This window comes from Streptomyces sp. NPDC033229, from assembly GCF_055576875.1.
Map to the genome: position 1 here is coordinate 70,585 of NZ_JBVIQR010000014.1, position 12,730 is coordinate 83,314.

The window sequence follows — 12,730 nt, forward strand, 5'->3', positions numbered from 1 at the left end:
GGGTTGACGACTTTGTGGTTGTGGGGGGGTTTTGTGTTCCCCTTTTGGTCCTTTTTCTTTCGTTTTTTTTTTTTTTTCCCCCCCCCCCCCCCCCCCCCCCCCCCCCCCCCCCCCCCGCCCCGTCCGCAGCCGGAAGCGCTGCGCACTGTCCTCCGCGGCGACGGCCAGGTCGACGGATTCCGGCTCCTCTTCCGTGCAGCGGTCGGTGGCCAGCTCGACGAGCTCACGGACCAGGTCGTCGAGAGCGGCGGTCTCGGTGACCAGGGTCGTGAGGATCTGCTCCTCGTCCTTCGGGTCGAGCCTGCCGCGCGCCCGCTGGAGCAGCTCGGCGCTCCCGCGCACCGAGGTGAGCGGCGTACGCAGTTCGTGGCTGGCGTCCTGGACCAGCTGCTGCTGCTGGGCGCGGGAGCGGCGCAGCGCGGCGAGCATGTGCGCGAAACTGTGCGTCAGTTGGCCGATCTCGTCGGATCCGGCGGGTGGCAGCGGCGTGGCGAGGTCCTGCGTGGTGGTGATGCGCCGGGTGGCGCCGGCCAGCCGGCGGACCGGCCGCAGGATCCGGCCCAGGACGAGCCAGCCGAGGAGTGCCGCGAAGCAGATGGCAGCCGCGGTGGTCCAGGAGATCCGCCACAGGGACCGGTGGTCGACACGCGCGGCGCCCTCGTAGCTCTGGCCGACCATGACCGCCCCGCCACCCGGCAACGGCCTGGTCAGGGTGCCGTACTCGGTGCCGGAGACAACGACGTCCGCGCGGCTTGTTCCCTTCCCCGTCCGGGCCACGCGCAGTGCCTCCGGCGGGACCGGCAGGGCGTCACGGCCGGGCGCCAGCGGCCTGACCGTCCCCTGGGCGGACACGACCTGCTCGATCATGTCCGGCCGGGTGGGCGGGGTCAGGTCGGCGCCGAGGAGGGTGACGACGATGTTCGTACGGTCGTCGAGGCCCCGCTCGAGCTCGTCGGCGACCAGGTCGCTCACACCCCGGTACGACATGAAGGCAGCGAGGGAGATGGCGAGCGCGGCGGCCGCGGCGACAACGGCGGTGATCTTCGTACGGAGCATCACACGGGCCGGATCGTGTAGCCGATGTTGCGGACGGTGTGGATCAGCCGGGGCTCGCCGCTCTGCTCGGTCTTCTGGCGCAGATAACCGATATAGACGTCGAGGGAGCGGGATGTGGTGTCGAAGTCGAATCCCCAGATGCGCTCGTACATCTGCGACCGGGTGAGGACCACGCCCACGTGGCACAGCAGCAGTTCCAACACATCGAACTCGGTCTTCGTCAGGTCCAGCTGCCGCTCCCCGCGGAACACCTGCCGGGACGCGGGGTCCAGGGCGAGGTCCGCGACCGTCAGGGCCCCGCCGTCCTCGCTGCCGTCGGGCAGCTCGGTGCGGCGCAACAGCGCACGTATGCGGGCGAAGAGCTCCTCGGTCGCGAACGGCTTGGCCAGATAGTCGTCGGCGCCCGCGTCGAGCCCCGCGACCCGGTCGCCGACCTCGTGCCGGGCCGTCAGGACCAGGACGGGCAACCGGTCGCCGCGCCTGCGCAGCATCCGGCACAGGCCGAGGCCGTCGAGGCCCGGCATGACCACGTCCACCACCGCCAGGTCGGGCCGCTCCTGTTCCAGGAGCCCGAGGGCCTCCAGGCCGTCGGAGGCCAGCAGCACCCGGTAGCCCTCGAAGCGCAACAACTGGTCCAGGGTGCTGCGCACTCCCGGATCGTCCTCGACGACCAGCACCGTCCGGCGGTGTCCCATTTCTTCAGTCATGTGATCATCTTCGTCGGTGGCGGAAGCGTCGCGGAAGCATGGCGGAAACGGTCGTGCGTCGGCCCGTCAGCCGCGAACCGGGGTGACGCCGATCGGCGGGAGGGCGCGCAGGCAGGAGGTGTCGCCCGGCTCGCCGGTACGGAGGAAGTGCGAGGAGACCCCGGTGACGCAGCGGCTCAGCTCCAGCTCGGGCACGTGGCCCATGTTGCGGACCGAGAGGAACCGGCTGTCACGGAACTGCTCGGCGGCCTTCTTCCCGCTCGCGTCAGGCGTGTTGGCGTCGAGGTCGCCGGAGAGCACGAGGACCGGGACGTCCGGCAGCTCGGGCTTCGTGGGTTGCGGGTCAGGGGTGTTCTCCCGCGGCCAGCCGATGCACACGTCGCCGGCGTCCGTGGTGCCCTCGGTGAAGCCCTTGGTGCTGAACGCCCCGTGCTCACCGGGACGTACGGCGTCCAACGCGGCGTTGTACTGGCGCCACCGCGCGGCCGGTGACGCGTCCTTCGACCATGCCTTGCGGTAGTCGTTGCAGGTGACGGCGATGTACGGCGCCTGGTCCACCGTGCTGCCCGTCTTCCCCTCCTCCTGGACCAGCTTCCGCAGCGGCGCGGCGTCGCCCTTCACGAAGCGGTCGAGGGCGTGCGGCAGCTGACCGAGCAGCGAGGGCTTCTCCGGCTCGAAACCGACTTGGCTGCTGGCCGCCTCGAACGCCAGGTTGGCGAGCTTGTCCTCGGTGAACCGCTTCTTGTAGACGCCGTGTTCGGTGGTGATCGGCACCGTCATGGGCTCGGCCCGCAGCCGCGCGGCCGTGGTGGCCAGGTCCTTCACGGCCTGCTTGCCGTCACACGCGACGGGGACGCTGCGCTCGCACACCCGGTGCAGGTTCAAGGAGACCGCCTGGGCGCTGGGCCGCGCCAGGGGATCGAGCTGGAGCGGGTAGGCGCCGGACAGGACGATGGAGCGCACGCGCCCGGGGTGGCGGGAGGCGTACACCGGCATCAGGTACGTGCCGTAGGACAGCCCGTACAGGCTGAGCTTCTGTACGCCGAGGTGGGCGCGGATCGCGTCGATGTCGTCGGCGGTGGCCGCCGAGGTGTAACCGGCGGCCTTGGGCCCGAGGTTCGTGGCGCACCGTTCGACCGCGGACCGCTGCTGGGCCCGCGTGCCGAAGCGGTACTCGGCGTCGGTGACCCCGCACGGGACCGGCTGTGATTTCCCGGTGCCCCGCGGGTCGACGAGCAGCAGATCGTGGTCCTTCAGCAGGCTCTCCAGCCCCCAGGCGAACGCCTCGGCCTTGTCGATCGAGGTCTCGCCCGGGCCCCCGGGGTTGACGGCGACGGTGCCCTTGGCGGGACCGGGCGCGCTGTGGCGTACGACCGCGTAGCTCACCTCGACCTTGCCGAGGGCCGGCTTCCCCGCGACGAGCGGGCGGTCCAGCCGGCCGCAGTCGACCTGGTGCCCGTCGACGGTCGGGCACCAGGCGGGTGCCACCGTGGCCGCGGGGCCGCTCACGGGCGCGGAGGCGGTGGCGGTCGCCGTCGGCAGCACCGAGGCCACCACCGCCGTCATGCTCACAGCCAGCCCCGCACTCCGCGCCGTGCTCTTGTAGGTCATTGCCATCGCCTCTGCCTCGGGTTCCTCGGCCTCCCCGGGTATTCCTCGGGTGCGGGCACCACATTGCCGGGCGCGTTTCACAGGCACGGCAGAGCGACGGCAAAAGCCTGTAAGAACCGGATGCGGTCGCGATTGGCGTCGAACATCCGGCTGACGCGCAATGACTAACCACTTCTCCCATCACGGCTTCGCCGGCGACAACGGCGGAGAGGCGGTCCGGCTGGGCGACAGTGCCCGGGCATTGCTCAGCGCTGCCGCGATCGTGGAGTACAACCTGTTCGAGAAGTGCGACGCTCGGCGGCACGGAAGGCAACGACCATCTGGTCGTCAACAACTACCTCGGCGGCCTGTCGGGGGTGTGCCCTGGTGATCGGCAGCGGCACCACCCGCGACCACCACGCCGGCGAGTCGAAGGACGAGAGGCGGGGCAACGACGCGTGCGACCGTGCGGTGATCCTGCACAACACGCTGGTCGGCAACAAGGGCACACTCTCGGGCGAGGGTCGCGACGACGCGCCGCAGGATACCGCCGGGTCGACCCGCTGCTCCGGCAGGAATCCGACGGGGTGTTCCGGCTGTCGGCGAGCAGCCCCGCGATCGGAGCGGCGACGCTGAAGAGCCCCTCCGTCACCGAGGACATCGATGGTCATCCGCGCGGCAGTGCCCGTGACGTGGGCGCGGACCAGTACTCGACGTCGGCCCCGGTCCGTCGTCCCCTCACGGCTGCGGACGTGGGCCTGAACGCCTCGTGATCATCCGGCCCGGCGGTGGGGCGTCGGTCGCTCCTGACCGCAGGTGAAGGTGGTCACAGTGAAGGAGGAGGGCCTCCGGTCGTGGGGCGGGGAGATTCGCTCCCGGCTCAGGCCCGGAGGCCTCGACTTCCGCACGGATCGACTGCCTTCGACCGACCTTCGTGCCACCCGTGCCCGGCGAGGCCCGCACCGCTCGATGGCATGATCGGACTCTTGACAAGCATCCCCATCGGCCATACTTCATCGTAAAACCATACTGATCATTACGAAGAGTGACCTCTCCGGCTGACATCGAACAAATCGGTCAAACAATTGATACCTATAGTGACGCGGGTGTTTTCGCGAATAGACTGCAGAACCAAGCTCGCCGCCTGGCGTCAACCACGGGTGATCCTGTGGGCCACGGTGGGCGTGGTGGCCCTCGGGTTCTTCATCACCCTGGAGATCGCCGCGCGTCGCTACGGCGGCGTGCCGGGGCCGATGGCCACCCTGGCGCGAGAGGTGATATTCGCCCCCAAGCCGGGGCCGCTGTACGCCGGTATGGCGTTGATGATGGTGGCGCTCACCTGGCGGCAACGGTTCGTCGCGGCCGGTGCCGCGATCGGCATCGACGTGGTCTTCGTGTTGGTGCGGTGGGCGGTCGACGCCAAGACGCCCGACGGTCACTTCTTCGGCAACGGCGCGTTGTGGGTCATGTTGGGCTGTGCCGTCATCGCTGTCACGCGGCGCACCGGCCGGGAACGTGTCCTGCTGCTCAAGGCCGTCGGGCTGGGCCTGCTCCTGGTGGCCGGCCGCAAGACCGGTGACACCTGGCTGCTCATCACGGCAAGGACCCGCCCGGAAGTGCTCGACCCGTATCTGGCGACCGCCGATCACGCGCTGGGCAACCCGTCGTGGGTGGCGGGCCGGATCCTCAAGGCCACCGGCCCGATCAGCACCCACCTTCTCGACCTTGTCTACGCGCAGCTCGCGGTGGCCGCGGTCGTCGTCGCGCTGTACCAACTGCGCAATGTGGCGGCCGAGCGCCGCTTCCCGAGCCACCATCTGGTGCGCACCTTCCTGGTGATCGGTCTCCTCGGGCCGGCCATCTACATGATCTTCCCGGTGGTCGGACCGATCTTCGCCTACGGCCCGGGCACCTCCGGCACCGGCGGCGTGCAGTGGGCGGTGGCCGACCTGTGGCCGAACACGCCGCCGGTGATCGCCACCCCGCACCCGGTGCCGTACGACGGGATCACCCCTCGCAACTGCATGCCCAGCCTGCACACCGCGTGGGCCACCGCGATCTTCCTTCATTCCCGCAAGGGCCCAAGGATGCTGCGCATCGCAGGGACGTTCTGGCTGATCGCCACGCTCGGTGCGACGCTGGGATTCGGCTACCACTACGGCGTGGATCTCGTGGCCGGCGTGGTGTTCGCGCTCACGATCGAGGCGGCGTTGCGCGCGCAGGAACGCGGCTGGGACCGGTCGGGAGTCCAACTGGTCGCCTACGGCGCAAGTGTCTTCGCCGCGCTCTTGGTGTCCTATCGCTGTCTGCCGATGGAGATGGCCCGGCATCCCTGGGTGTCCGGACCACTTGTCATTCTTGCCATGACCTCAGTGATCTACGGCTACGTACGCACCACCAGGCTGTGGGAACCGAAGGCCGCACCGGTGCGACAACCGGAACTGCAACCCGAACTCGTGTGAGCCATGTCGCGTCAGTAAGCGGCAGTAGAAGCGCACGGGCCGGCGTGGTGGGGTCACGGTGGCCGCGAGGGCAGCCACCGCCTTCGTGGCGCGCCCGCCCAGTCGAATGAGGTATCCAAAAATGAATGCGCGTCCGGTTCTCTCTGTACTGGCGTGCGAGCTTTTCCTTCTCGCGCGATATCGGAAATCACCCTGGCATCAGACGTATTCGCCGATGGTATTACTTAGACTTTCCGGGAAGGCGAATTCCTGACAGGGGTTGCGGAGTCTCTCGGGGGTGCGGCTAGTATGCTCATACGTTCATTGCCCTGGCGCGCGGATCCAATAGCGCGAGTTCCACCGATTCGGGGCTTGAGTACGTGGTCCCCCAAATCGGTCAGGGTTGCAGATTCACCGACTCTGAGGAGACGTCATGAAGAAGGCGTACGAAGCCCCGACGCTCGTCCAGCTCGGCACCTTCCGCAAGAAGACCGGACTCCTGCAGTCCAGCGGTAACGACCGTCTGATCCTCAGCAAGAACTGAGGCGCCGGTAGGCTGATTCGACACCATGCCACCGTCCTCTGAGACGGGGGGAGTGGGGCCCGGTGACGCGCACTTCGTGGTCCCCCGGACTGCGCGGACGCGCTCGCCGCGGCCCGCTCCTTCCCCCGAACCGAATCCCGAACCCTCGAGCACGCCTCGGGCCGTCCTTGGTTGATCAGCCGGTGGAGCGACCAGGAGATCGTCACGGCTCGTGCGGGCCGGGCCGCCATCGCGATCGTGGGCTGCTGCCCGGTCGAGCCCGCCGAGCTGGAGCGACACGCGGCCCGGATGCGCGATCTCGCCGATCTCGACGCGCTGGCCCGACGACTGCCCGGGAGCTTCCATCTCGTGGCGACGCTCGACGGCCGGTCGCGCGTGCAGGGGACCGCGTCCGGTCTGCGCCTGGTCTTCCACGCCTTGGTCGGCGGTGTACACACGGCCGCGACCCGGGCCGATGTCCTCGCCGCCGCGATCGGCTCGGAGCTGGACGAGGAACAGCTCGCCGCCCGGCTGATGTGGCCCGTCCCCTACCCACTGTTCGAGACGTCGCTGTGGCGTGACGTCACCGCCGTCCCCCCGGCGGAAGCGCTGGTCATCGCCCCTGACGGACGGACGGTCAGGCGATCGCGCTGGTGGACGCCGCCGGAACCGACACGGTCTCTTGCCCAGGGTGCGCCTCGGGTGCGGCAGGCGTTGTCGGAGGCCGTGCAGGCCCGTACGGGCGAAGGGGGAGTGGTCAGTTGCGACCTCTCCGGCGGTCTCGACTCCACCTTGGTCTGCTTCCTGGCAGCCGCCTCACCCGCCCATGTGGTGGCCAGTACCTGGCCGGGACGCGACCCCGCGGACAGCGACCTGTCCTGGGCCCGGAAGGCCGCCGGCTTCCTCCCGGACGTCGAACACGTCGTCTGGGACCCCGACGAAGCCCCTCTGGTCTACACCGACTTGCTCGGTATCGGCGACCTCATGGACGAGCCGTCCATCGGGGTGATGGACCGGGCACGGGCCCTGCACCATCTTCCGGGGCTCGCCCGGCGCGGCAGCCGGCTGCATCTGACGGGCATCGGCGGCGATCATGTGGCCTGGTGCTCCGAGGCGTACTACCACCGCCTGATACGCACCCGTCCGCTGTTCGCCCTGCGGCAACTGCGCGGTTTCAGGACGCTGTTCCATTGGCCGCTCCTCGACACCGCACGGGTGCTGACCGACTCCCGCCCGTACGGGCGGTGGCTCGCTTCCTCCGGCGGGCGGTTGCGTGACCCGCTGCCGCCCGGGGCCAGTGGCGCCCTGGGCTGGGGAACGCCGCCGCGGCTGTTCGACTGGGTCACACCCGAGGCGGCACATACGGTGACGCGCGTCCTGCGTGAGGCCGCCCGGGACGCCGTGCCCCTGCACCCCGACCGCGGCATGCACCGTGACCTGGAGCAGATCCGGATCTGCACGCGGATCGTCCGCCAGTGGGACAGGACGGCCGCCCGGGCAGGGGTGCCGATGGCCTCACCGTTCTTCGACGACCGCGTGATCGAGGAATGCCTGGCGGTCGATCCCGCCGAGCGCGTCACCCCGTGGGCGTACAAGCCCCTGCTGGCCGGCGCCATGCGCGGCGTCGTCCCGGACGTGTGCCTGGAGCGCTCCAACAAGGCACATGCCTCGATGGACGCCTCCAACGGGCTGCGCGAGCACCGGGGCGACCTGATGGCTTTGTGGGAGGACTCGCAGCTGGCCCGCAGGGGACTGGTGGACGCCGGCACCTTGCGGGCGCTGGCTCAAAGGCCTTCGACGCCGGGGCTCCAGGACGCCATCCTCTATTCCACGATCGCCTGCGAAGTATGGCTGCGGAATCTGCCGCAGCAGAAAGCCGTCGGCTTCTGACGGGACGGAATCTCCCCGGTGCCTCGCGGGATCGGCGTCTCGCGGAACCAGTGCCTCGCGGAAAGGGAAACGCTTCATGGCAGTGCGCTTCGCCAAGGATGTCTCCACTGCGAAGACCGATTACGGCACGGTCCTGCTCGACCAGCGCAGCGGCCAGTACTGGGAACTCAACCCCACCGGCACGCTGGTGGTGCAGACCCTGATGGAGGGGGGCGGGGAAGCGGACGCGGTCGACGCGGTCATCGCGGAATTCGCGATCGACCGGCCCCGGGCGGCCCAGGACGTCGCCGCCCTCATCGGCCAATTGCGGCAGGCGGGGCTGGTCGTCCTATGACCACTCCGAGCGCGTTGCACCGGCCGACCGGTGTTCCTCTCAAACGGCGGCTGGCGGCCCGGCTCGTTCTGACGGCGGCCTTCGCCCTCTCGCTCCTGCCACCGCGCCGGATCCGGACCGTGCTCTGCTTCGTGCGTCGCGGAGCCGTGCCGGCCTCCGCCGCGCAGACGAGGTCCGCGCGGGAGGCGGTCTGCGCGGTCAGCCTGTTCTGCGCCGGCCCGCGCGGCTGCCTCCCGCGCTCCCTGGCCACCGCCCTGCTCTGCCGCTTGCGGGGCACCTGGCCCACCTGGTGCACCGGAGTGCGCGTGGTGCCGCCCTTCACCGCGCACGCCTGGGCCGAGGTCGACGGCCACCCGGTCGACGAAGGCGTACCGGACGACTACTTCAGCCGCCTCATCACGGTGCCGCCCGTGGAACGGGCGGCACCGTGACGGACCCCGGGAGCGAGGCGGACAGGAAGACACGGCACGAGGGCGACCGTTCCGCACGGGGCGCCGTCGCCACGATGTTCCGGCTCACTGTCGGCCACCGCTCCTCCATGGCCGTCGCCACCGTGCTCACCCTCGTGGGATCCGCTCTGGGACTGGCCCAGCCGCTGCTCGCCAAGAAGATCGTGGACGCCACGGGAAGCGGCCGCATCGCGTGGCCCCTCCTGCTCCTGGCCTGCCTCTTCCTCGCCGAGGCGGCGACAGGCGCGGTGGGCCGCTTCGTCCTGGAACGCATGGGGGAGCGGATCGTCCGCGGACTCCGTCGCAGCCTGGTGGGCCACCTGCTGCGACTGGAGATGCGGGAGTACGACAAGCACCGCACCGGTGACCTCATTTCCCGGGTCACCACCGACACCTCCCTGCTCCGCGAGGTCGTCTCCCAGGCGCTGGTCGACCTGGTGACGGGCGCCCTCGTCGCCGTGGGAGCCGTCGCCCTGATGATCTGGATCGACCCCCTGCTGCTGATCCTGGTGACGCTGACCGTCCTCACGGCCGCAGCGATCGTCACCTCCCTGCTGGCCGGCATCCGCGCCGCCGCCGAGCGCATGCAGAACGCCGTGGGGGAAATCGCCGCCGACCTCGAACGGGCCCTCGGCGCACTGCCCATGGTGCGGGTCCACCGCGCCGAGGAGCGGGAAGCAGCGCGCATCGGACAGTGCGTCGACACGGCCTACGAAGCGGGGGTCCGGACCGCACGCCTGGCATCGGTGATGAGTCCGGCCGTCGAGCTCGCGGTGCACGGCTCCTTCCTGCTCGTTCTGGTCATCGGAGGCATGCGGGTCAACGGCCACGCCAACTCCCTCGGCGACCTGGTGGCCTTCCTGCTCTACGCCACCTACCTGGTGGTGCCCCTGTCCTCGGTCTTCCGCGCCGTCGGCCTGATTCAACGGGGGATGGGCGCCTTCCAGCGCATCGAGGAAGCACTGGCGCTCCAGGCTGAACCCGAGGGACCCGCGCAAGCGGCCGAACCCGCGGGACCCGCGCAAGCGAAGCCGACGCCGGCGCCCGAGCCTCCGCCGGAGCAAGCCGAGGGCTCGTCCTCACGCCGGACCACGCCCCCCGGGACTCCGACGGGAAAGGCATCGCCGCGGGACGGCGGCGAGGAACCCGCCCTCGCCCTGGACAACGTGTGGTTCGGCTACGACCCGGACCGCCCGGTCCTGCGAGGCGTCTCCCTGACCGTGCCGCACCGGCGACAGGTCGCCTTGGTCGGCTGCTCGGGCGCCGGCAAGAGCACGATCTTCGCCCTGGTCGCACGCTTCTACGAAGCGGACTCCGGAACACTGCTGTTCGACGGTCGGCCGGCAGCCGAACTGAGCCGCGCGCAATGCCGGGCCCGTATCGCCGTCGTCGACCAGAACACCCACGTCGTCCACGGCTCGCTCCGGGACAACCTCACCTACGCCGCCCCCACGGCGAGCCCGGCCGACCTGCGGCGCGTCATCGAACTCACCAACCTCCACCAAGTGGTCGAACGCCTCCCCGGCGGTCTGACCGGCATGCTGGGGGAGAGGGGGAACACGCTCTCGGCCGGGGAACGGCAGCGCGTCGCCCTGGCCCGGGCCCTCCTCACCCGGCCCTCGCTGCTCCTGCTGGACGAACCCACCTCGCACCTCGACGCCATCAACGAGGCCGCGCTGAGCCGCGTACTGAAGGAGATCACCCAGGAATGCGCGCTCCTGGTGATCGCGCACCGGTTGTCCACCGTCCAGCACGCCGACCAGATCGTCGTCCTGGACACCGGCCACGTCCTCGCCCGCGGCCGGCACGAGGAACTCCTCGCCCAAGACGTCACCTACCGCGAGCTGGCGGCCGGCCAAACCCTGCGCGCCACTGCCACGGACTCAGTGGGCCGTCTGCCCGCGCGCTGAGAGGTGCGCCGCGCCGCACAGAGTCGACAGGCGTGGCCGGCGCCCATGGCGGGAAGCTGACGATCATGCGCTTTCTCGACGACCTCCGCCGCCTCGACCGCCGACTGACCCGCCGGGTCGCCTCCTGGGACTCCGCAGGTGCGCGCCAGGTGCTTCCGGCGGTGGAATCGGCGGCCGAGGGAACGAAATTGTGGTGGGGAACGGCCCTGATCATGACAGTTGTCGGCGGGCGGATGGAGCGCAAGGCAGCGGCGGCGGGGGTGGCCAGCATGCTCGCCTCACAGCTGATCGCGAATGCGGTGTGCAAGCAGCTGTACGAGAGACGCAGGCCGCCCGCGGAGCTGATTCCCCACGATGGCGTCGAGGACCGTCCGGACTCCTCGTCCTTCCCTTCCGGGCACACCGCTGCCGCCGTGGGCTTCACCGCCGCCGTGGCCGCGTCCTCCCCGTGGTGGGGAGCCGCTGCCGCGGTCCCCACCGCGGTGGTGGCACTCGAGCGTGTCCACAGCGGCGCGCACTACCCCAGCGACGTCGCCGTCGGCGCCGCCATCGGTCTGACCACGGCCTTCTTGGTCCACCGTGCGCCACGGCCGCTGCTCCGCGCCGCCCTCTGAAATTCCGTCGGGCCCGGCATCGAGCGGGGGAATGGCCGGGCACGGCTCGGGTACGCGCCGTGACACGACCGCAAAGGCAGGTGACGAAGATGAGCACGTCCGCCGGCCCCCCGCCCCGCGGGGGCACCGAGGAAACAGTGGGTGATCTGGTCAAGCAGGCATCGGCGCAGCTCTCGCAACTCATGCGGGAGGAATTGCGGCTGGCGCAGGCGGAAATGCGGCAGAAGGGCAAACGGTTCGGAATCGGCGGCGGCCTGTTCGGCGGAGCGGGAGTGGTCGGCTTCGTCGCCTTCCAGGCCCTCGCTGCCACGGCGATCGTCGCCCTTGACCTGGTCTGGCCCCTGTGGGCCGCGGCGCTGACCGTGACCGTCCTCCTGGCGGCGCTCGCCGGTGTGCTCGCCACCATGGGCAGGAAGCAGGTCCGCCGAGCCACCCCGCCCACCCCCGAACAAGCCATCGCAGGCGTGAAGGCCGACGCGGCCGAGATCAAGGAAAGGGCCCACCGATGACCATCAACCCCCAGGACAACGAGCCCACCCCCACCCCGGAGGAACTGCGCGCGCGGATCGAAGGCACCCGCGAGGAGCTCGGCGGGACCGTCGAGGCGCTGGCCGCCAAGGCCGACGTCAAGAGCCAGGCGCAGCAGAAGGCGGCGAAGGTCAAGAGCCAGGTGCAGGACAAGGCCGCACAGGCGCTGCACGCCGCACAGGAAAAGACCCCCGAGGCGGTACGGGCGAAGGCTGCCCACACGATGGAGCAGCTGACCGGGACTGCCCATACCCTGGGAGAGAGGATCCAGGACGGCACGCCGGATCCGGTCCGCGAGAAGGCGTACCAGGCGGCAGAAACCGTACGTGGGAACCGGGGCGTGCTCCTTGCCGCAGGGCGGCTGGGTGCGCTTGCCGTCGCGTTCGTCGCCGCCCGCCGCAGCAGGAGGTGCTGATGAAAGCGTCCAAGGTCGCCTACAAGCCGGTCGGCATGCTGCTCGGTGCGGTCAGCGGCGCATTGGCCGGCGCGGTCTTCAGACAGGTATGGACGGCAGTCGGGCACGACGAGGACGCCCCCGACGCCACGGACCAGGACCGCGGCTGGCAGGAAATCCTGATCGCCGCCGCCCTCCAGGGTGCGATCTTCGCGGTGGTCAAAGCGGCCGTCGATCGTGGCGGCGCCACCACTGTGCACCGCCTGACCGGGACCTGGCCGGCCTGACTGCCGT

The 12,730-nt window shown here is 70.2% G+C and carries 13 protein-coding genes and 1 pseudogene; 11 read left to right on the top strand and 3 right to left on the bottom strand.

Annotation, left to right across the window (positions count from 1 at the left end):
- The 3 genes from ACZ53N_RS15110 to ACZ53N_RS15120 form a co-directional block, all read right to left on the bottom strand.
- Window positions 1–1,056, bottom strand: a 1,056-nt coding sequence (locus ACZ53N_RS15110) for a HAMP domain-containing protein (RefSeq protein ID WP_469141361.1), incomplete at its 3' end; no start/stop codon positions are given.
- Window positions 1,056–1,763 (bottom strand): response regulator transcription factor, encoded by a 708-nt coding sequence (locus ACZ53N_RS15115; RefSeq protein ID WP_469141290.1) that lies wholly within the window; start codon window positions 1,761–1,763, stop codon window positions 1,056–1,058. The genes ACZ53N_RS15110 and ACZ53N_RS15115, both read right to left, overlap by 1 nt.
- Window positions 1,764–1,829: 66 nt before the next feature.
- Window positions 1,830–3,374: an alpha/beta fold hydrolase gene (locus tag ACZ53N_RS15120; protein ID WP_469141291.1), complete on the bottom strand. Its 1,545-nt coding sequence runs from the start codon at window positions 3,372–3,374 to the stop codon at window positions 1,830–1,832.
- Between the two features lie 566 nt (window positions 3,375–3,940).
- On the opposite strand from ACZ53N_RS15120, the gene ACZ53N_RS15125 reads away from it, so the two are divergent.
- The 11 genes and pseudogenes from ACZ53N_RS15125 (at window position 3,941) to ACZ53N_RS15175 (ending at window position 12,723) form a co-directional block, all read left to right on the top strand.
- Window positions 3,941–4,126 carry a hypothetical protein gene (locus ACZ53N_RS15125; RefSeq protein WP_469141292.1) on the top strand — a complete coding sequence of 62 codons (186 nt, stop codon included), beginning with the start codon at window positions 3,941–3,943 and terminating at the stop codon, window positions 4,124–4,126.
- Window positions 4,127–4,459: 333 nt separating this feature from the next.
- A complete protein-coding gene (locus ACZ53N_RS15130; protein ID WP_469141293.1) occupies window positions 4,460–5,815 on the top strand; it encodes a phosphatase PAP2 family protein in 1,356 nt (451 codons plus the stop codon).
- 412 nt (window positions 5,816–6,227) lie between these two features.
- A complete protein-coding gene (locus tag ACZ53N_RS15135) occupies window positions 6,228–6,338 on the top strand; it encodes a keywimysin-related RiPP (RefSeq protein WP_469141294.1) in 111 nt (36 codons plus the stop codon).
- Window positions 6,339–6,363: 25 nt separating this feature from the next.
- Window positions 6,364–8,207, top strand: a pseudogene (locus tag ACZ53N_RS15140) (lasso peptide isopeptide bond-forming cyclase).
- A 76-nt stretch (window positions 8,208–8,283) separates the two neighbouring features.
- The gene (locus ACZ53N_RS15145) at window positions 8,284–8,541 is read left to right on the top strand and encodes a lasso peptide biosynthesis PqqD family chaperone (RefSeq protein WP_469141295.1); all 258 of its coding nucleotides are present in this window, start codon (window positions 8,284–8,286) and stop codon (window positions 8,539–8,541) included.
- The gene (locus tag ACZ53N_RS15150) at window positions 8,538–8,972 is read left to right on the top strand and encodes a lasso peptide biosynthesis B2 protein (RefSeq protein ID WP_469141296.1); all 435 of its coding nucleotides are present in this window, start codon (window positions 8,538–8,540) and stop codon (window positions 8,970–8,972) included. Before ACZ53N_RS15145 ends, ACZ53N_RS15150 begins: the two co-directional genes overlap by 4 nt.
- A 74-nt stretch (window positions 8,973–9,046) precedes the next feature.
- Window positions 9,047–10,900, top strand: coding sequence for an ABC transporter ATP-binding protein (locus ACZ53N_RS15155; protein WP_469141362.1), 1,854 nt, complete (start codon window positions 9,047–9,049; stop codon window positions 10,898–10,900).
- Between the two features lie 32 nt (window positions 10,901–10,932).
- On the top strand, window positions 10,933–11,514 hold the full coding sequence (locus tag ACZ53N_RS15160; RefSeq protein ID WP_469141297.1) for a phosphatase PAP2 family protein: 582 nt from the start codon (window positions 10,933–10,935) through the stop codon (window positions 11,512–11,514).
- Between the two features lie 89 nt (window positions 11,515–11,603).
- Window positions 11,604–12,023 (top strand): phage holin family protein, encoded by a 420-nt coding sequence (locus tag ACZ53N_RS15165; RefSeq protein WP_469141298.1) that lies wholly within the window; start codon window positions 11,604–11,606, stop codon window positions 12,021–12,023.
- Complete coding sequence (locus ACZ53N_RS15170; protein WP_469141299.1) at window positions 12,020–12,457, top strand: DUF3618 domain-containing protein; 438 nt, start codon at window positions 12,020–12,022, stop codon at window positions 12,455–12,457. Before ACZ53N_RS15165 ends, ACZ53N_RS15170 begins: the two co-directional genes overlap by 4 nt.
- Window positions 12,457–12,723 carry a DUF4235 domain-containing protein gene (locus ACZ53N_RS15175; protein ID WP_469141300.1) on the top strand — a complete coding sequence of 89 codons (267 nt, stop codon included), beginning with the start codon at window positions 12,457–12,459 and terminating at the stop codon, window positions 12,721–12,723. Before ACZ53N_RS15170 ends, ACZ53N_RS15175 begins: the two co-directional genes overlap by 1 nt.
- The last annotated feature ends 7 nt before the right edge of the window (window positions 12,724–12,730 follow it).